Annotated in this window: 20 protein-coding genes; 11 read left to right on the forward strand and 9 right to left on the reverse strand. The window is 62.5% G+C overall.

The window, feature by feature from the left end; all coding sequences use genetic code 11:
• On the reverse strand, window positions 1–1,948 hold a 1,948-nt coding region (locus tag BN1233_RS27540; RefSeq protein ID WP_048710256.1), incomplete at its 3' end, for a KAP family P-loop NTPase fold protein.
• 315 nt (window positions 1,949–2,263) lie between these two features.
• Here BN1233_RS27540 and BN1233_RS27545 point away from each other — a divergent pair.
• Window positions 2,264–2,860, forward strand: coding sequence for an ISL3 family transposase (locus BN1233_RS27545; protein WP_046866824.1), 597 nt, complete (start codon window positions 2,264–2,266; stop codon window positions 2,858–2,860).
• A gap of 338 nt (window positions 2,861–3,198) precedes the next feature.
• Here BN1233_RS27545 and BN1233_RS27550 read toward each other — a convergent pair whose 3' ends face one another.
• The 7 genes from BN1233_RS27550 to BN1233_RS27580 all read right to left on the reverse strand — a co-directional run bounded on the left by BN1233_RS27550 (window position 3,199) and on the right by BN1233_RS27580 (window position 9,924).
• Window positions 3,199–4,182: an SMP-30/gluconolactonase/LRE family protein gene (locus BN1233_RS27550; protein ID WP_046866825.1), complete on the reverse strand. Its 984-nt coding sequence runs from the start codon at window positions 4,180–4,182 to the stop codon at window positions 3,199–3,201.
• The gene (locus BN1233_RS27555) at window positions 4,170–5,453 is read right to left on the reverse strand and encodes a TRAP transporter large permease (RefSeq protein ID WP_046866826.1); all 1,284 of its coding nucleotides are present in this window, start codon (window positions 5,451–5,453) and stop codon (window positions 4,170–4,172) included. The genes BN1233_RS27550 and BN1233_RS27555 overlap by 13 nt, the downstream gene beginning before the upstream one ends.
• 2 nt (window positions 5,454–5,455) lie before the next feature.
• The gene (locus BN1233_RS27560) at window positions 5,456–5,959 is read right to left on the reverse strand and encodes a TRAP transporter small permease (protein ID WP_048710253.1); all 504 of its coding nucleotides are present in this window, start codon (window positions 5,957–5,959) and stop codon (window positions 5,456–5,458) included.
• A 61-nt stretch (window positions 5,960–6,020) separates the two neighbouring features.
• On the reverse strand, window positions 6,021–7,025 hold the full coding sequence (locus tag BN1233_RS27565) for a TRAP transporter substrate-binding protein (protein ID WP_046866827.1): 1,005 nt from the start codon (window positions 7,023–7,025) through the stop codon (window positions 6,021–6,023).
• Between the two features lie 63 nt (window positions 7,026–7,088).
• On the reverse strand, window positions 7,089–8,108 hold the full coding sequence (locus tag BN1233_RS27570) for a Gfo/Idh/MocA family protein (RefSeq protein WP_046866828.1): 1,020 nt from the start codon (window positions 8,106–8,108) through the stop codon (window positions 7,089–7,091).
• Window positions 8,105–9,211, reverse strand: a complete 1,107-nt coding sequence (locus BN1233_RS27575) for an isocitrate/isopropylmalate dehydrogenase family protein (protein ID WP_046866829.1) — start codon at window positions 9,209–9,211, stop codon at window positions 8,105–8,107. The genes BN1233_RS27570 and BN1233_RS27575 overlap by 4 nt, the downstream gene beginning before the upstream one ends.
• On the reverse strand, window positions 9,208–9,924 hold the full coding sequence (locus BN1233_RS27580) for a GntR family transcriptional regulator (RefSeq protein ID WP_046866830.1): 717 nt from the start codon (window positions 9,922–9,924) through the stop codon (window positions 9,208–9,210). Before BN1233_RS27580 ends, BN1233_RS27575 begins: the two co-directional genes overlap by 4 nt.
• A gap of 338 nt (window positions 9,925–10,262) precedes the next feature.
• Between BN1233_RS27580 and BN1233_RS27585 the strand changes: the two genes are divergently transcribed.
• Window positions 10,263–11,195, forward strand: coding sequence for a DMT family transporter (locus tag BN1233_RS27585; protein ID WP_244471038.1), 933 nt, complete (start codon window positions 10,263–10,265; stop codon window positions 11,193–11,195).
• A gap of 147 nt (window positions 11,196–11,342) precedes the next feature.
• Window positions 11,343–11,906: an RNA 2'-phosphotransferase gene (locus BN1233_RS27590; protein WP_046866831.1), complete on the forward strand. Its 564-nt coding sequence runs from the start codon at window positions 11,343–11,345 to the stop codon at window positions 11,904–11,906.
• A 23-nt stretch (window positions 11,907–11,929) separates the two neighbouring features.
• Here BN1233_RS27590 and BN1233_RS27595 read toward each other — a convergent pair whose 3' ends face one another.
• A complete protein-coding gene (locus tag BN1233_RS27595; protein ID WP_046866832.1) occupies window positions 11,930–12,448 on the reverse strand; it encodes a hypothetical protein in 519 nt (172 codons plus the stop codon).
• A gap of 305 nt (window positions 12,449–12,753) precedes the next feature.
• Here BN1233_RS27595 and BN1233_RS27600 point away from each other — a divergent pair, with 305 nt between their 5' ends.
• The 8 genes from BN1233_RS27600 (at window position 12,754) to BN1233_RS27635 (ending at window position 19,249) form a co-directional block, all read left to right on the forward strand.
• Window positions 12,754–13,107, forward strand: a complete 354-nt coding sequence (locus tag BN1233_RS27600) for a hypothetical protein (protein WP_147707587.1) — start codon at window positions 12,754–12,756, stop codon at window positions 13,105–13,107.
• Window positions 13,108–13,232: 125 nt separating this feature from the next.
• Window positions 13,233–13,589, forward strand: coding sequence for a hypothetical protein (locus BN1233_RS27605; protein WP_046866834.1), 357 nt, complete (start codon window positions 13,233–13,235; stop codon window positions 13,587–13,589).
• A gap of 194 nt (window positions 13,590–13,783) precedes the next feature.
• A complete protein-coding gene (locus BN1233_RS27610) occupies window positions 13,784–14,440 on the forward strand; it encodes a hypothetical protein (protein ID WP_046866835.1) in 657 nt (218 codons plus the stop codon).
• A gap of 117 nt (window positions 14,441–14,557) precedes the next feature.
• Complete coding sequence (locus BN1233_RS27615; RefSeq protein ID WP_048710246.1) at window positions 14,558–15,223, forward strand: hypothetical protein; 666 nt, start codon at window positions 14,558–14,560, stop codon at window positions 15,221–15,223.
• A gap of 67 nt (window positions 15,224–15,290) precedes the next feature.
• Entirely contained in the window at window positions 15,291–16,601 is a 1,311-nt protein-coding gene (locus BN1233_RS27620) for a macro domain-containing protein (protein WP_046866836.1), read from the forward strand.
• 9 nt (window positions 16,602–16,610) lie between these two features.
• Window positions 16,611–17,813 carry a tetratricopeptide repeat protein gene (locus BN1233_RS43350; protein WP_187144383.1) on the forward strand — a complete coding sequence of 401 codons (1,203 nt, stop codon included), beginning with the start codon at window positions 16,611–16,613 and terminating at the stop codon, window positions 17,811–17,813.
• Window positions 17,814–18,209: 396 nt separating this feature from the next.
• Window positions 18,210–18,848: an ImmA/IrrE family metallo-endopeptidase gene (locus BN1233_RS27630; protein WP_046866837.1), complete on the forward strand. Its 639-nt coding sequence runs from the start codon at window positions 18,210–18,212 to the stop codon at window positions 18,846–18,848.
• A 119-nt stretch (window positions 18,849–18,967) separates the two neighbouring features.
• Window positions 18,968–19,249 (forward strand): hypothetical protein, encoded by a 282-nt coding sequence (locus BN1233_RS27635; RefSeq protein WP_046866838.1) that lies wholly within the window; start codon window positions 18,968–18,970, stop codon window positions 19,247–19,249.
• Window positions 19,250–19,457 lie beyond the last annotated feature (208 nt).

The following is a 19,457-nucleotide window of genomic DNA, read 5'->3' on the forward strand; positions in this document are numbered from 1 at the left end:
AGTGTGCGGCCCTAGGCTTCGAGGTAAGCACCTTCTTGACTCTGTCCGGGAGGTCCTCTCTCTCCTTCCACTCGGCCAGGATTTCGTCGGCCCACGCGGCGTTCCGGATGCGCACAACGAGATCCGGCCGCAGGGACGAACTCGGGAGACTCGACAGAAACACGGTCAGCCGGTTTGCCTGATCGGGGTCGCTGTCCGCAGCAAGCGAGAGCCCCCAGAGGATGTCTGGTGTGCCCCATTCAGTCTCGGAAGCTGCCCGATCCAGCAGCTTGTCCATGATGAATTTTCGCTCATCGGGAACCAGGCGACCGTAGCGTTCGCTCAGGTCGGATGAACCCTTGACGCGCAGAGTTATCGTCTCGGCGAGCACATCCTGCGCTTCCTTCGATACGCGGTCATCAGCCGAGACCAAGGGGATGCTCTCCCTTCCCACGTGGAGAACCCCGCGAAGGTCGACGTCGGCCAAGGGCGGTTCGAGCTTGAGCCATTCGGTCACGAACGCCTTGTCCGAGGACCAGGCATCCACGCCGTCGCCGGGCAGCTCCGAGCCGCCCCGGACCGTCATCTCGACGGAACGGAGGTTCTCTGGCTTGCCGTTGACTGAACGGGTGACGGATTGGACGAGGGTGTCGAACGATGCCGGAGCGGCGCACCGCTCGAAGAGAAGGATCTTGGCCAGGACGGCCTCGTCGACCGGGATGTTCTGGAGTGTAGCGAGCTTACGCCTGATCGAGAGGGTGTTCAGGAACCGCTTGATCAAGCGTGGATTCCCGGCGATCCGGCGAGAAGTGGCCATTTGCTTGGCCAACCGGTCCGCAAGCGCGAACTCGGCTTTCAAGGCAACGGGGCAGTTCTCGATCAGGTTGGTCACGAACTCGACGTTGACGGCGACGCCCTTCCAGCTTTCGGCCAGCCGGCTGTTGACGGCAGAGCGGACCGCTTTCTTGACCTCAGGCGCGAGATCCGAGTTCTCGACGAACAGCAGCATCAGGTAGGCCCGGACCTCGTTGATCCCGAGGGGCGGGACGCGGAGCGGAACCTGGATCAGCTTGTCGAAATAGCTGACGACGAGGTCATCATCGAGCCTTGCTTCCCTGAAATGGATGCGGACGGCCTCCTTGATCATCTTGTCGTCAGCCGCGATGACGAAGGCAGTCCGATCCATGAAGAGGAACAGCCGCATCGCCTCAAGCGTGCCAATCACCGTCGGTGGCAGGCAGCGGTCCAGGTCGTCCACGAACACGACCAGCGTCACGTCGAGGTCGCACAGCAACTTCTGGAAGTGCTGTCTGAGCCCGTGGATCATCTCCGGAGGCGTCTCGGGCTTCTTCTTGGGCTTGATAAGCCTTTTTGCCTCCTCCTTGTGCTCTTCGCCGAACTCCTTTGCTTCATCGATATCCTGGGCCGTGATTTCCCCATCCGTCAGGTGCCTGTAGATCGACTCGGCACCCTTGATGAGAGGGCTGACAGGGACGCCGATAGCAAGGCTGGCAGCCGCCTCGATCCCGAGCCTCGCAACCCGGAAGAGATTGATCCTGGAAGCCAGATCCTTGGCTTGCTTGACGAGATCCTCGTTTCCCTGCGCGCGCTCCAGAAGCGCGCGGCCGATCTCCTCCATCAAAGCCGCCTTGGCGTCGTCATGGCCCTGGTAAAGCCAGGCGTTGAATGTCAGGAAGACCAGCTTGTCCGGGGACTTGGCCCGGAGGTCAGCTTCGATCTTCTTGTCCGAGCACTTGGCCTGGACGTCGGGTTCGATCTGCTTATCCGAACACCTGGCCCGGAGGTCAGCTTCGATCAGTTTGACCATGGAGGATTTACCGACGCCCCAGCCACCGGAAACCCCGATGCTGAGCGGCTTGCCCTTCGCGTCCATGATCATCTGGCCGGCGAGCCCAGCCATCACGCGGAAATTGAGAAAATCCTGGTCGGTCTCGACGTCAGCCCACATTTTTTAATTGCCAAGTTTGCCCACTGACCAGGTGGGATCAGCTTCGGCAATTTACAAGCGATCCTTGGAATATCGCCTGTGGACGCTTCGGCGTCGCCAAGATGAGCGTCCTGAGGGTGAGGAAGAACGGAGCAATCCTACGGGAGAGCCCTGCACGATCAGGGCTCCCACGCAGGCAATGCGGGCGCCTCATCAAGACGCCGGCGGTCCACAAATTTGCATATGCCGAGAGCTTTCCGGAACGAGCCGTCCGGGCACCGGGTTGCAGCATCCTGGACCCTACCTCGAGCATCTGAATGCCCGCGTCGCGGCCGGATGCGAGAACGCTTCCGCACTGTGGCGGGAGTACGGGCGCTTGGCTTTGCGGGCTCGCCCGAGCAGATGGGTCGCTGGCTCACGGAGCGACGCACGGGACCGGCGAAAACGACCCCGCGCAAATGGCGATCATCGACACCGGCGCCCTCCCGCAGATTCGAGATAGAACTGGCGCTGCCTTCACCAAAGCAACTTGCTTGGCTGCTGGTGCGCCCGACCACCGCTCTGAACCGAGACGAGGCCGCAATCTCAGCCCGTGCCGAGCAGGATGCTGAGGCTACGCGGATCGCGCGCCTCGCCCGTCGATTCTGCACGATCGTTCGGGACGGCAGTGTCGACCACTACCGTGATGATCAGGCGCAGCACCACGAGTATGAGGCTTGGCTCGCCGAGACCCGCTCGTGCGGCATTCGGGCGGTCGAGACATTTGCGGCCGGTCTGGAGCAGGATGGAGCCGCCGTGTGCGCCGCATTAACCCTGCCTTGGAGCAGCGGGCAGACCGAGGGACAGATCACCAAGGTGAAGCTCCTGAAGCGCTCCATGTACGGTCGCGCGAGCTTCGAACTCCTGCGCCGCCGCGTTCTCCTCGCCGCCTGATCCACACAAAATGCGAGAGGGCCTGCTAAACGGGTCCACCTCACCAGGAACCGGCAGCCCCGCAGGACCCGCGCCTGAAGTTCACCGGCTACGAAATCGAGAGTGACGAGGAGGATCATCAGCTTCGTCTGCGGGTCACCGAGCATGGCGCCGGTCTCTCTGGCGATTCAGGCGGGCCGATCTTTTTGATCGATGTCAGAACAGGGGAGCTTTCGCTGATCGGCCTCCAAATCCAGATCATATATTACGATACGGCAATCGGGCCTGATGGCTTCGAAATTGAAGGTCCGTTCATCGGCGGTTGCGATGCGTCGTTGAGAGTGAGGCTCAGCCGCTTCTCAACGATGGTCGAAGTGCCAGTGCACGGGCGCAACCCCTCGGACAGGCATACGAACTATGGCAACGGCGTCGCCGAGCAGGCAGCCCAGATAGGCCGTCGTCAGATCGGCGCCGCCGAAAGCGATGCTCGATATGTTGCGCAGCTTGGTGCTGACGATCGTATCCATGTGAGGTCGGTCCAAAGTCCCGCTCTCGTAGGCAGCCTCGACCCAGGCCACGTGGGCCCTGTCGCTGTCCTCCAGCACAATCTCAATCTGCCCCGTGCTCGGCTCGACCCGGAGGAGTTGGTTCGAAATGATTCCTGCAATCCAGACATTCCCGTCCGTGTCGAACGCCATTCCGTCGGGATACTGCCCGGTCCCGAACTCGGCTACGACCTGCTTCGGCCCCAAGTCGCCATCCTGAGAAAGCGGAAACCGGCTCAGGCGGCGGGCGTAGGTCTCGTTGACGTAGAGCCAGGAGCCGGTCGGGTCGACAAGACACTCGTTGGTGAAACCGAGACCGTCGGCGACGATCCGCGCTCCCCGTTCGTCGAGGAGCACGATGAAACCCGTCGAGGCGCTCCGGCGGTAATCACGCGACCGCGGTCTGAGCCGTGTCGACACGGTCAACCAGAGCCGGCCGGAAGCGTCGCGAACGACGAAATTCGACGGCGGGATGGGTTCGCCGTCCATCTCCGTCAGCACGGGCCGAATCTGGCCCGTGCGATCGAGGCGCCAGACGCCGCCAATCTCGGTACCGAGATTGGCGAACAGGAAAGACCCGTCCTGCTCGAGCGCGATGCCATTTGGCCGCGGGCCTTCCGGCAGGTCGGCTGTGGTGCCCGCATAGAGTACCTGCGTTCCGTCGGGCCTCAAATGGGCAACGCCGCCCCGCCAGTCGGACGTGTAGATGTTGCCCGCGGCGGTCACCAGCACGCATTCAGGCCGGACCAGGCCTGCGCCGACGAACGAAACATCGGCGAGATCGATCACCGGAACCATGTGACAGGCGCCATGACGAAGCCCGGGATGTAGGTCACGATCGCGAGCACCACTAAGCAGATGACGAACATCGGGACGAGGTCGCGCGTGATCTTGCCCATCCGCGCGTTGGCGATCTTCGCCGCGACGAACAGGGTTCCGCCAACCGGGGGCGTGAACAGGCCGAGTGCCAGGTTGCAGGTCACGATGAGGCCGAAGTGGACCGGGTCGACACCCATGGCCTTGGCCACCGGTAGAAGCAAGGGCGCGGTGAGGACGAGAGCCGGCACTGGCTCGAGGAAGATGCCGAGAAGCAGAAGAAGCACGTTGACGATGAGCAGGAACACGGCCGTGCTGCTGGTGATGCTGCGGATCGCATCGACCAACAGGAACGGCACTCCCTCCAGGGTGATGACCCACGCGAGCGCCGTAGTGGCGCCGATCACCAGCATCACCGTTGCGGAAGTCGTGAACGATTGAAGCAAGATTCCCGGCAGATCGTGCAGGCTCAGTTCGCGGTAGATCCAGAGGCCAACGACAAGTGCATAAGCGATCGCGACAGCTCCCGCCTCAGTGGGAGTGAAGACGCCACCGAAGATGCCGCCCAGGATGATTACCGGCATCAGGAGCGCGGGCAGGCAGGCGATGAAGCTGCGGCCGATATCCCGGGCAGGCGCGAGCCGGGCCCCGGGATCCCAGCCGTTGTGCCGCGCGACCCACATGCACCAGGCGATCAGGCCGAAGCCGAACAACAGCCCCGGAATGATCCCGGCCAGGAAGAGGTCCTTCACGGACGTGCCGGCCAGGAACGCGAACACGATCATCGGAATCGAGGGCGGGATGATGATCCCGATCGTGCCCGCGACCGCGACGAGCGCAGCAGCGAAACTGGCCGTGTAGCCCCGGCGCTGCATGCCGGGGATCATGATGCCGCCGACCGCCGCCGAATCCGCGACTGCGGAACCCGACACGCCGGCGAAGACCATCGAGGACGAGACGGTCACCACGCCGAGGCTGCCGGGCAGGAAGGACAGGCACTTCGAGGCGAAGTCGATGAGGCGTGCGCTCACGCCACCCCGCCCCATCAGCTCGCCGGCCAGAATGAACATCGGCACGGCGAGAAGATGGAAGGGCTCGATGCCGCCGATGAACGCCAGTGCCATGCCCTCGAATGTGTAGCTGCTTTCGGACAGCCCCATGTAGAGGAGGGTTGCCGCCAGGATCGCCCAGACGATTGGCAGTCCAAGGAAGGCAATAACGAAGAAGGTGACCATCACGCCAGCGAACAGCATCGCTAGTCCTCCGACATCATGGTGTAGGCGGAAGCCACCACGTGCGAGAAATCCTCTCCGGCCAGAATCTGCTCGACCACGAACAACAGGGCCAGAAACGAGCCGACCGGCATCGCCCAGTAAACAATGCCGACCGGCCAGCCGGTCACGCTCATGGTCTGGTCCATGTTCAGGACCGCGATCTGGACCCCGACCCAGATCAGAAGCACAAGCATGGTTCCTGTCAGTGCCCACAAGCCTACGAACAGGTATCGGTTCAGCGGCGCCGGAATGTGCTCGACAAACTCAATGACGGCCAGGTGTGCGTGCGACCGCACGGCGCGCGCCCCCCCAAAGAAACTCAACCACACGAATACCGCCTCGCCGAACTCATTGACCCAGGCGAGATCCACGTTCAGCACATAGCGTGCGATCACGTTGACGAACACTACGGCACAGACCACGCTTCCGCCGGCGATCAATGCGAGATCGATCACCTGGAGCACACGATCGCAGAGAGACTTCATCGTCAGGTCTCCAGGGCTGGAGAGCCGGGCGCCTCGTGAGCCGGCGCCCGACCTAAAACCGTCAGGCCCCGCGGATTGCAGCCGCCTCGGCCAGGATCTGGTCAACGGGTTCCGCCCCGTATTCCTGGCGCGCCCGCGCGTAGACGGGTTCTGATGCCTTCCGCCACACGGCCAGGTCGGGCTTGGAGATGATCGCGCCCTTGGAGGTCATTTCGGCGAGGAGGCGTTCGTCGTTGGTGCGCACTTCCTTGCGATTCCAATCACCCGCTTCCCGGGCAGCCTTGGCGACTCCCTCCTGGTCAGCAGGCGACATGGCCTTGAAGGTGCGCTCGGCGATTGCCAGCCATAGCGGCGAATACACGTGCTGTGACAGCGTGATGTACTTGGCGACTTCGTAAAACCGCTGCGAGTAGATCGTATCGATCGGGTTCTCCTGACCGGTGACGGTCCCCTGCTGAATCGCGAGGTAAACCTCGGTGACCGGGAGAACGACAGGGTTCCAGCCCTGCGCTTCCATGATCCAGCGGATCATCTCCACGGGTGCGATCCGCAGCTTCTTGCCATTCGCGTCTGCGGGAGAATTGAGCGGGAAGTTTGTCGAGAAGCTGCGGAAGCCCGCCTCCCAGTTGCCGATGACGCGCATTCCCTTGGCGGGAAGCGCATCGGCCTGGGTCTTGATGAACTTCGAGGTGTCGTAGAGCTTCCAGCCCTGCTCGTAGTTCTCGGCCAGGTACGGAAGCGCGACAAGCGAGAGCGGCTTCACGTGGGTGGTGAACGTGACCACACCGGTCACTGCGAAGTCGAGGCCGCCGGCCTGGAGTTGCTCCAGGGACTTGGCATCGTTTGCGATCTGCCCCGAATGGTAGACCTGCACCTTGTAGCGGCCGCCCGTATATTCCGCGACCTTGCTGGCGAACATCTCGGCGGCCTGCTGACGGGCGCCAACCGGAGTATCGGTATGGCTGAAGCGCAGGAGCTTGGCGTTCTGTGCGCGGGCGATGTAAGGGAAACCGGAGATGGCGACGCCGGCGAGCGCTCCTTGGAGCAGGGTTCGTCTTGTGTACATGGGCTGTTCCTCCAAAAGTTGGGTGCCCGGCTGATCCCTGCTTCGGGTCGCCGGGTTCTGGTCTTAGACGGGGATGAAGCGAGCCTCCCGAGCTGACTGATAGATCGCCTCTTCGATCGCGAAGTTGCGCAGATATGCGCGCCCGTCGTTCACGATCGGTGTTCCGTGCACGAAGTGGTCGACGATGTGACGGGTCTGGTGAAACACGCAGTCGCCGCCGTAGCCGCGATCTTCCCACGCATAGGCATGTTCCGCTTCAGAGCTGCCGGGCCGGCGCGTGAATAGGCGCCCATAGCCGTCGAGCCGGATGGTCCCGCCGGTTCCCTCGAGCAGCATCACCCCGTTGGTCATGCGCGTGTCGTCTGCCGGGTGATCGACCAGCCGGTTGCCGTCAAACAGGCCTGCGGCACCGCTCACGAAGTCGAACACGACAAGGCCCGCATCCTCCCCGGCGATTATGGGATTGAGCCGGCGAAGACGGGCAAACACGCCGCTGATCTCCCCGAGCAGAAACCGGTACACATCGATGAGGTGGATGCCGGTCTCATGTATGAGAAAACGCGGCATCTGCTGAAAATAGGGTTGCCGGGCCAGGTAGGCATCCGGCCCCTGACCGTCGCCGGGCCGGAGGCGAAAGGTGATGTTGAGCGGCGTCCCGACCGCACCGTCCTCAAGAAGACGCCTGGTCTCCCGAAACCACGGCATAAAGCGGAAGTTCTCATGCACAACGAGCGGAACGCCTGCTCTCTCGGCAGTCTCCACCACTGACACCGCTTCGTCCCAGGTCGGGGCAAGGGGCTTCTGGCAGACGACCGCCACACCGCGGCTTGCGGCCTCGTGCACGAGGTCGAAATGGGTTGACGGCGGAGTGACGATGTCGATGAGGTCGGGCTGCATGCGCTCCAGCATCGCCGCGGCCTCCGCGAAGCGTTCTGCCTCAGGGAACAGTGCAGCCGACCGATTCAGTTTCTCGGGATCACGATCAACCAGCGCCACGACCTGGGCATCGGCGATCCGACGCCAGGCATCTTGGTGGAAGCGGCTGAAGTAGCCGCAGCCCGCGATCGCGACCCTCAGCGTCATGCCGGATTGGCCTCCCCGGTTCGGATCGCCTCGGCGATGACGTGGGCAACCTCCTTGGTCCCGTCCCGGCCGCCAGCATCATAGGAGCGCACCCGCCCCTGCCCGAAGGCGAGATCGACACTTCGCTCGATGGCCCGCGCCCCGAGTCTCGCCGCCTCGCTACCAGACCGGGCACCAAGCCAGTCGAGCATCATCCCGGCCGAGAGAATCATCGCGGTCGGGTTGGCAACACCTCGCCCAGCGATGTCCGGCGCTGAGCCGTGGCTCGGCTGGAAGAGAGCATGCTCGTCGCCGACATCGGCCGACGGTGCGAAACCCATGCCGCCGATCAGTCCAGCACCAAGATCCGACAAGATATCCCCGAACAGGTTCTCCATCGGGAGCACGTCGAAGTCCCAAGGCCGGCGCACGAGATCGAGCGCCATCGCATCGACATAATGGTGCCCGGCCTCCACGTCCGGATGCCTCCGCGCGGCCTCGTAGAAGACCTGGCGCATAAAGGCGAAGGAGCGGAACACGTTGGCCTTGTCGACGAGCGTCACCCGACCTGGCGTGCCGCGCTCGCGCTTCCGGCGACGTGCCAGATCGCAAGCGAAGTCGGTCAGGCGCTCGGTGGTGCGTCGGGTGATGACCTGCGTGTCGCGGGCCTCCGATTCCGTAACCACGCCCTTGCCGCGCGACGCGAACATGCCCTCCGTGGATTCCCGCAGGATCACAAGGTCGATCTCCGTGGATCGGGGGGCATTCAGCACCGGAGGCACGCCCGGAATCGCCCGGATCGGGCGCACGCCGGCGTAGAGGTCGAGGCGAAAACGCAGGTCCAGTTGCGGTGCGATCTCTGTCCCATCCGGATAGCGGATCTCGGGCCAGCCCATGGCCCCGAACAGGATTGCATCCGCTTGCTCAGCACGGCGGAATGAGTCCTCCGGCAGGGCCTCGCCCGTCTCGGCGTAGTGCTTGGCACCGGCCGGGATGAGATCGCGGGAGATCGCCAGCCCGAAACGGGTCTCCACTGCATCGAGCACCGCAAGAGCCGCTTCGATCACCTCGACACCGATCCCGTCGCCGGGCATCACTGCAATCCGGAAGGCGTTCGCTTTCATAATCTCTGGAACCCGTGGCGTTCGATCAGGGCCATCAGCTCGTCACGTCCGCGACGGCGGTGCGCTACATAGAGCTCGCGAGCACGGTCCGCGTCACCGGCGAGCATCGCGTCCACGACCGCACGGTGCTCCTGGGTCGACCTCAAAGGAAGAGGGCGCAGCGTCAGAGTGAACAACCGGGCGCGGTGAGACTGATCCGAAACGGTCATGATCATCGCGGAGAGCCGGCGGTTCGGGCAGAGCTGCGCGACCCCGGTGTGGAAGCTCTCGTCGGCTGCGGCCCAAGCCTTGAGGTCTGGCTTGGATCCCTCCAGTGAGCGCTCCATGGCGTCGCAGGATTGCACGAGCGGTTGCAACTGCTCGGCCGCGAGTCTCTGGCGTGCGATCAACTCGACAGCTGTCGGCTCAAGGGCGATGAGGATTTCGTAGATTTCCCGCATGTCCGCGGCCGAGAGCGCAGAAATGCGCGCGCCGTGGCGGGGGACGATCGACAGCAGTCCATCCTGCTCGAGGCGGACAAGGGCCTCACGAACCGGGGTCCGGGACAGATCGAGTTCTGCAGCGATATCCTGCTCGAGGATCTGCGACCCAGGCGGATACTCATTGTCGAGGATGCGGCGCTTGACCTCCTGGTAAGCAACCTCGGTCAGGCGTTGCGGACGTTTGCCGCGCCCCAAAGCAGTTTGCGCCGCTACTTGTCCGTCACCTGCCAAGCCACTCGCTCCGAATGCAACAACGTATGCATTATTGCATTCGCCGGACTCGGCTGTCAATTGGCATCGAAGTGGCCAGCACTGTTCGGAAAGGCTGGGCCCGCTTTAGCGGGCCGGTAGAGCCGCCCTCATTTCCACCCATCTGCCGTTGGCCAAACAAGAAAGCCGTTGCGCCCGCGCAGGAGCTGAAATCGCCGTGTTCAAGGTTCGTCCAAGCACCACAGCGACCCAGATGACCGCGCCTGCCAGCGACCGATACAATCAATTGATCGCGACAGGCGGTGTCCCAACGGGGCGGTGGGGCACGTCGGATGATATCGCCACGGCGAACGCGACTTTTGCGAAAGTTCATCGGGCTGAGTTATTCGAAGATCATGGCCCTGCGCGATTTCCTCCTAATGCTCCTGGTCTGCCTTCTATGGGCGGCGCACACCGTGGTGAGCAAGATTGTCGTTTCGGGCATGGAGATCCCGCCGCTCTTCTATGCGGCAGTTCGCTACGGGATTGTGGCCGTGCTAGGGCTTCCATGGCTCCTGCCGATTCCGCGGCCGCGATGGCGAATTCTTGTCGTCGGATTTTTGATGGGAGGCGGCGGCTTTGCTCTGTTCTTCGTGGGCATCAAGTCAGCGAGCCCGTCAAGCGCCGCAGTTGTGACGCAGCTCGGGCTTCCAATAACAACCCTCCTATCGGTCGTCATGCTGGGGGAGAGGATCTACTGGAAGCGCGGGCTTGGGATTGCGCTGACGTTCGTAGGGGGCTTGCTCGTGATGTGGGACCCCAGCAGCGCACTTCCGGTCTCGGGTGGGCTTGTCCTGATCTTGGGGTCCGCCGCTGCAGGATCACTGGCCGCCGTCATGATGAAGCAGATGGACGGCGTCGCGCCGTTGCGGTTCCAAGCTTGGGTCGGGTTCGCATCCGTGGTGCCGTTGGCCTTCCTGACAGCGGGCCTTGAGACTGATCAGGTCCCTCGGGCAATGGAAGCGGGCTGGGCCTTCGTAGCGGCACTCCTGTTTTCAGCCCTGATCGTCTCCCTGGTCGCCCATACGATCTACTATGACCTGATCGGGAAATACCCAGCCAACCTCATCGCGCCACTCACGATCATGAACCCACTGCTGACCGTGGGACTGGGGGTGATAGTGACTGGAGATCAGTTCGATGAGCGGATGGCGCTCGGTACAGGCATCGCGCTTTGCGGCGTTATGATCATAACCCTGAGGCGCAACCACGTCATGCCGCTGGCAGCGCTCGTGTGGGATCGCCTCCGCTAGGCCGCCCGCTCGCACTGAGGAGCACGGACACCCGCTCGAGAACGTCTACGGTGCAGCGAAAAGCCCCATCGCGCCGGACCTGACGCGGTCTTGATGGGCAAGATCTCAGGCTCGCACTCGACTCGAATTTCAGTTGGACACTCGACGATGGCGCCACAGAGCTCGAAGCAGATCGTTAGGCATAGCAAATTCCTGAGCTACATCCTGCGCCACGCACCGCAAAGCATCGGCCTGCAGCTCGATCCCTCTGGATGGGCCAATGTCGACGAACTTCTCGCCAAGGCTGCAGCGGCCGGGCACGCTCTCGATCGACCTATTCTTGAGACGATCGTCGCGACCAATACCAAGAAGCGCTTTGCTCTCTCAGTCGATCGCCAGCGCATCCGGGCGGTCCAGGGGCACTCGATTCCAATCGACCTCGGACTTGCTCCAAGCGAGCCCCCGCAGGCGCTGTTCCATGGAACCGCAACCCGGTTCCTGGAGCCGATCTGGCGCGAAGGACTGACGCCACGCTCCCGCCGCCAGGTCCATCTCTCGGCAGACCCCGTGACGGCAATGGCTGTCGGCCGTCGCCATGGCACGCCCGTCGTTCTCGTGATCGACACCGCAAGAATGCGGAAAGCCGGTCACCTCTTCTATCGCGCCGATAACGGTGTCTGGCTGACAGACCACGTTCCACCGGAATTCCTGCGCGAATTCTCGAACGCTTGAACTAACCCGATTCCGGCTCGGATTTATCGCGCAGTCGGCTTCTCCAGTGAGATCCCTAACGGCACTTTCAGAACCCCTTCTTCCCCCTCGAGGTCTATGAAGCGACTATCTCTCGGAATGACCAGACCCTCCCCAATCTTCGGGAGTTTGGAGAGCTCAGTGCATGCGACGGCTGATCTCTCCCCCGCCGAGACCTCGGAGCCGACGAGCCTCATTCCAGGCTGGCCCGCCGGACGCACAGACCCCGTGATCTCTTTCTTCTGGTCGGGGAAACTCCAGGTGAAGCGTTCGCCCGTTTGAACCCAGTGACCGGGCCATTCATTCTCCTTCACGCGCGACGCATCGAACACATACGGGCTCACCTCGCCTTTCTCGAACTCACCTCCGCCGACGCCTCCGCCCGGGTAGAAGGTGATGACGAACCGGGAGCGATCCGTCGCCCGGGTGCACTGCCACAGCGACCCCGCCAGGGCGAAGCCGTCGGCAAACACTCCCTGCGCCGCCAGTAGTATCGCGAGTCCTGCTCCAAGAAGTGCTCTCATCGGGCCGATCCCTCTGGGCTGCTCGGACCTATCCCCGTAGCTCCAAAACCTTACCAAACGTCACCCGATCGGCTGTGGTCCTCGGCCCGACCGGATTTCCAAAAAGCAGAAAAAGAATGCGCCTGTCCTGCGTGACACGCGTCCCACAAGCTGACGCTCTCTGGCCGGTCGCCGGATTCAACAGACACAATCAAGCGAAGACACCTTCGAAGAAATCCCAAGAGGAAAACGGGACGGCTGAGAAGAGTGACATTCAAGTGAACGCAATCTCGCGCGAAACCCCATCGAGACAAAGGAACAACACCATGAACGACGCGACCCAGACCCGCTCGAACAGCAAGCTCTACACCCGCACCCTGACGTTCACGGACGTGACCATCGGCACCGACAAGCGCGGTCTGCCCTATGCCAACTTCAAGGCCGACACCCTGGTGAAGTCCGGCCCGAAGGCGGGCGAGACCATCAACATCTTCGGTCAGGCGTTCGGCTCGGCCTACGAGGCGCTGAAGAGCGAGATCGTCGTCGGCAACACCGCCAAGGTTCTCGGCTTCCAGGATCAGCGCAAGGCTGACGAGGAGAACGGCATCTCCGGCATTCGCTCCTTCGTGGTGCGCGGCGTCCCGAAGGCGAAGGAGGAGGTCGAGCAGGCGGCCGCGTAAGCCTCTCTCCCGACAGACACTCCCGAAGAGGCCGGACGCGCTCGTCCGGCCCGTTTGGATCAGGCGAACACATTTTCACGAGCGCAATCTCGCGCAAACCCCACAAAGACGAAAGACCTACCCCAATGAACGACGCAGTTGCCACGACCAACAAGCCCAGCAAGCTCTACACCCGCACGCTGACCTTCACCGAAGTCACGGTGAAGATGGACAAGCGCGGCATGCCCTACGCGAACTTTAAGGCCGATACGGTCGTGAAGTCGGGTCAGAAGGCCGGCGAGAAGATCAACATTTTCGGCCAGGTGTTCGGCGCTGCCTACGAGGCTCTCAAGGGCGAGATCGTGGTCGGCAACACCGCGAAGGTGATGGGCTTCCAGGATCAGCGCAAGGCTGACGAAGAGAACGGCATTTCGGCCGTGCGCTCCTTCGTGGTCCGCGGCGTGCCGAAGGCCAAGGAAGAGGTCGAGCAGGCTGCTGCGTAAGCACCTCGCGACCCAAATGATCAAAGCCGGGCATCGCCCGGCTTTTTTCATGCATGCTCTGAAAAATACCGGAAAATTCGAAAAATCCCGAATTAAATTCCCGGGACAATGATCCCGCTTGGGCGACGATCCAAAAACCTCTATCCTGTGAGGAAGCCGCGCGGGTACACTGGCGGCATACCAGGGAAGCCATCGTGGACAGTTCGTTTCAGCGTCAGAAATCCTCTCCGGTCGCGCAGCTCCTCCAGGCCGCGACGATTCAGAAAAATATCGGAGATTTCATCCTCAATGCCCAGACGCGGGTGCGCGAGCTCGAGGCAAGGCGCGGATTTACCGGACCCGTCGGGCCGATCGCCCTCCTGAGCGATCTCTCCCGCCTCGACTACGATCAGATCGCAAAAATCCCGGCCTGGACCCCGACTTGTGTCTATGCCGATATGTTCGGCGACCTTTTTGAGGACGCGGTGATCTATATCGGCCACGCTTGTGATTACAGGGGCATCTCGTTCCTCAGCACTTTGGCCCAGAGCCTCGATCTCGCGCTCGGGGATCTCGTCTTCTACGATTCCAACGCCTCGCAGACCGTGCCGGCCCCGACCGAGGTCGATGAAGCCCACCTCGATGGCTTCAGGAAAATCGGATCGGAGGCCGCCAGCAGCCTGGACGAGCACGGCTACATGAGCCTCAGCGAAATCAGTGTGGCCGCGGCCCTCCGGCAGTTGCGGCTTTTCGCCGAGGACGTCGGCATCGATGCCGAATACCAGATGTTGAACGCCGCTTCGGTCTGGCTATCACTCCGCAGCAGCAATCCATTTGGTGTCGCGATTCACATTCTCTGCCTAAGAACCTGATTGTTCGACCGGGAGTGAAAGTGCCGGGCGTTCGCCCGGCATTTTTCGTGGGTGGACCGGAACATCCAAGAACCCGATTGGAGGGCTTGCAGCCCAAACCCCGGAAAGGACTATTCGATGACGCTCGTTCCGTCGCTCGCTGATCTCGCTTCGCTCTTCACGCTCGTGCCGAACGACCCTAACGCCTACGGCGGCATCGGCTCTCGCGAGACACCCGCCGACGTTTGTTCCGACATGACCCGGATCGCGACCGCGCTCGAGGCTCGCGGGTTCCGGCTGCGCTCGGGTGGCGCCGGCGGCGCGGATCTCGCGTTCGAGAACGGCACGTCGAAGCCGGACCAGCGCGAGATCTATATCCCGTGGAAGGGCTTCAACGGTTCCGACAGCCCCTATTTCCCCGCTCGCGCGAACGAGACGGCGATCGAAGCCGAGATCGAGCACATTCGCGACTCGTTCGACCCGCGCCAACCCGTTCAGCCGCTGGGTCGGCCGATGACACCGGTGGAAATCACCGCGCGCGCCCAGCTTATTGCGGCAGCCTTCCATCCCGCCTGGGACCGCTGCTCGCAAGGCGCGAAGAAGTTGCACACCCGGAACGTCCACCAGGATCTCGGCATGGATCTGATGACGCCCTCGCGCTTCGTGATCTGCTGGACGAAGGACGGCGGTCCGACCGGCGGAACCGGACAGGCGATCCGGATCGCCCAAGCGCACGGCATCCGAGTCCTGAACCTGCACAACAGCTTCGTGCGGACCGGCGTGCGCCGCGCGCTCGGTCTTTGAGAACAGCAGGGCGGTCTACGGGCCGCCCCACCCGTCACACCGTCACGCGCACATCCGAGACCCCTTCATGATCAGCTACATCACCGGCGACCTCTTCAAGACCGACTCAGACCTCCTCGGCCATGGGTGCAACTGTCTAGGGAAACTCGGCGCGGGCGTCGCAAAGATTGTCGCCCGCAACTACCCCGAGGTGGTGAAACCCTACCAGGATCTCTGCGAGAAGCATCGCGGCAATAAGGCCCTGCTCCTCGGTCGCGCCCAAATCCTTCCGGTCACACCGCATCCGGCGGCGCCGAACGTCCGGGTGATCGCCAACCTCTTCACCCAGGTCAATGTAGGCACTCACCAGCGCCAGGTCGACTACGATGCGGTTCACGACAGTCTGACGGCTCTGCGAGATGCCGTCGAGAACCTCGAGTTCGGCATCGTCAACAAGGTGGCCCTGCCTCGCATCGGAGCGGGACTGGCCGGCGGTGACTGGCCGAGGATCAAGGACATCATGACGACCGTGCTCGCCAGCGCATCCTTTGATGTCACCGTCTACTGGCTGCCTCCGCGCTGGACGGAAAAGAAGATGACCCGCCTGAAATGTCCAACCTGCCGGAAGCGGATTCCACCCGGTACATTCGTATGCGCCGAATGCGGAGTGACGTTCTCGAAAACCTCTCGGCCGAAATCCGAACCACCGCTGATTACGTTCAGGGCCTATCTAGTCGCTCTCGTGGTGGCGACCTTTCTCATTCCCATTTTTAAGGTCGGCGGCGATAAGATGCCGGCCAGGAAGATAGCAGCCGCTGAGGTGACGCTGGACCAAAACAAACCAGCCGATACGGGCGCCGGGGCGGCGATCGACAGTGATTTGTTGATGGACGCGACCTCGCAGAAGTTGTCCGACGACAGCCCACCAGTTCGGCCCACACCGGCAGCAACAGGTCTCGGCGCCTTCAAGGTCACTAACGTGCATCAGGCCTATAACAGGAAAGCGCGCGAGCTGGGTTTCGACTTCGAGGCCCGCTTGGACAGTTGCCTCACGCCTGAGCGCAAGTCGGGATGCACGTATCGTCTTGGCGATTTCTCTCAGATCCTGGCCATGGGAGATCCGCAGACCTACGAGCTGAATGATTTCACCATCGGCTCCGCGCCCCAAGGTCAAGTGCAATCCGCCGAGATGCTCTTGATCTGGACCGCGGCGATGGCGCTCTTTGCCCCTGAGACTGCGCCCCGCGAGAAACTCGATGCGATCAAGGAGCTTCTGGATGGCGTCGAGCGCAATGGCGATGGGCACTCGCAGATTGGCTCAGTGCGCCTCAGGCTCCAGAAACTCGATGGCATGGGAACCTGGTTCCATGTCTTGCCCGCAAACACGCCGATCGACTAGGTGCAGATTGTGAAGAAGGTTCTCTCCCTCGCGACCCTCATCCTGTCTCTCGGAACGGGCCTCGCCTCAGCCCAGGACCTGAAGGTCTGCGGCCTCGCCCGCGAGAAACCGGATCTCAGCATCTCGGCCTGCACGCGCATCATAACCGGTGGGGCAAAGGGTGGACGGGCCGCGGCCTTCCACAACCGAGGGATCGCCTACGCCGGCAAGGGCGATCTCCAGCGAGCCCTCGCGGATATCAGCGAGGGCATCCGCCTCGATCCCAAGCCCGCCTACCGCTACCAGGAACGGGGAGAGATCTATCACCGGGCCGGTAATCTGGACCAGGCCATCGCGGATCTCAGCGTGGCCATCCGCCTCGATGCGTCGCAGGCCTTCCGTTTCCACTCCCGCGCTAACGCGCTCAAGGACAATGGCGAGCTCGAGCGCGCCCTGCGGGACTATAGCGAAGCCATCCGGCTCGATCCGACGCGCGGGTTCCGGTTCTTCAGCCGAGCGGTCGTCTATCGGGATCTGCACCGCTACGACGAAGCGATCGCAGATTTCGCAGCCGTCATTCGCCTCGAGCCGAATAACGCCTCGGCCCTGATGGAACGTGGCCTGGCCTATGCCATTAAAGGCGACCTCATGCGCGCTGAGGCCGATCTCAATGCCGCCATCGCCGCCGATCCGTCCAACGCCGAGATCCGAGCAGCCCGCGACACGCTCTCTTCCGGCGGCCGGCCCGAGATCGGAGAACCGTCGACGGCTGCGGCGCCCGAAGGGGAACGCACGACGTTCTACATCTGCTCGAGGGCGGGATGCACCGTTACTGTCTCCTCGTCCGGAGGGTTCAACACCGCCAACGCCTGGGCGCTCGGTCACCTGTTGGAGGCCGATGCAATCGATTGGTGCGAAGGCTATGTGATGCCCGACTGGCGTGAGCAGGGCGGAATCAGGAAGCTCAATGGGTGCGTCAGAGAAACTCTTGCTAAAGATGGCGGACGGGATCATCGCATCGCCGCCAACTGCCCGGCGGGTGTCCTGACCGCGCCCGACGGTCGCCGCTGGCGGCTCGCCGACGCGAAGCGCCGCGGCAGAGACGTGGATCCCTGGGAAACCTGGGAGTTGCTCGGCAAGATGGATCCGAACGAGCGTCCTCCTTTCGAGGCCAACGGCAGCCAGTTCCGAAGGCTATGTCCGATCCAAGCCCAGCGCTGGCAAGTCGAGTAGCCGCCCGGGCCACCTGCCTAACCGGATCAATCGCGACAGGCCGCAAGGCTCGCACAAGCCAAATTAGTTACAGACAGCGCGCCGCCGAATGGTGGCGATAGGGATCGGGGCGAGTTGCGGATGTACCAGCAGCCCCACTCCTCAACTCGTCATCACTCCGGCTGGCTGCGGGACCGATCGGACGCCTGAGCAGGGGCAGAACTTGCCACCTGTCGCTGAATCACGTCCGATCCCTCCCTTCTGTTCTGACATCGCAAAGGCACTGCGGGTCCCAAGCTCGCATGTCGAGAATTCTTTGGTGATTTGAGGACGAGCAAAATCCCCGAACAAACAACTCGTACCGACTCGAACTTTCTTGGCCTCATTGCCGCCGGCACGCCTCTTGGAGAACTCACTATGCAATTCCCACGGGAAGTTCACGAACCGATTGCGTGTAACGCCAGCCGCAGCGTCATCGAAAACATGGCCGAGACGCTCGCCCGGAAGCTGGACTTCCGCCAGAGCCGGTTCGCGATGTCGATCAATGCCGAGCGCGAAATGGTCGACCTCATCAAGCGCCTCGATGGGCGCGTGATGGATCCGCCGATCATCAATGCGGGCGAGTGCCCTGACGCAGACGACAGCCTCGTCGTCTTCGACGACAAGCACTTTACGGTGTTCCATTTTCGGAACCCGCTGATGAGCCAGAAGCTCGAGGACAGCCATGCGATGTTCTTGGGCCACGAGATCGGTCACCCCTTTCTGCACTATCCGGTGGTCCACATGGCGCGTGGCGTTCAGGTCGGCAAACCGCTCGTTATGGTCGCCCAGCGGCACCCCAATGAGCGCAACGAAGCTCAGCGGCGCTGCGATATCGAGGCGTACTGGTTCGCCCACGTCCTCGTGTTTCCTGAGGCCCTCCTTCGTGATCTTTGGGATCGCTACAGGGGGAATGTCCGCGAGATCGCCTCGATCACCAAGGTTCTCCCGACCACGATCGAGAACCGGGCCCGGCGCCTCGGACTTCTCGACGCGCCTTTGGCCCTCGCGGCCTAGTATAACTCGTCGACCTCACGAGAGCCGGTTGCGTTGCATCCGGCTTTTTCATTTGGGCTCCTGCAAGCCCGTGGTCGGCCACGCCGCCAGGCCAGGTTCTAATCTCCCCCGAGCACTTAATGGCAAACTTCCTCAACGATCCCGATTTCGTAAAACTGCATCTCGCTCATTTCATTAATTTCATGGGGCGCGACGGCTACTCGGCCGAAATGGCCCAGGAGGAATTCCCGAGGTTGCGCGAAACGGTCGGCCTGGATGCGAACCCCAAGAAATACCTCTTCCTGCCGCGCACTGGCTCGCGGTTTCCACTCGACCGGCGTAAGAAGGTGATGATCGCCCTCACCTACCACAAGGCGGGCGACCACGCCTATTTCGCGTATAGTCAGGATCTCAGCGCCTGACACTCCGTCAGGTCCGATAAGAGGCGGGAAGACATCGCCGCGCATGTCGAGGAATGTCGGCCTGGCTCACCTCTGGGCTTGATCCGCCGTCAGCGGCCGAGCCTGAGTGGCCCTGGTTTCCAAACAATCAGATCCCGGCCGCCGCTGGCGGCCTTCAAGATTGACTGTGCCTGCCGCTGGGCATGAGGTCCGGGCTCCTGTGATCCGC

Origin of the sequence: Microvirga massiliensis (assembly GCF_001006805.1) — a bacterium.
Classification (GTDB): domain Bacteria; phylum Pseudomonadota; class Alphaproteobacteria; order Rhizobiales; family Beijerinckiaceae; genus Microvirga; species Microvirga massiliensis.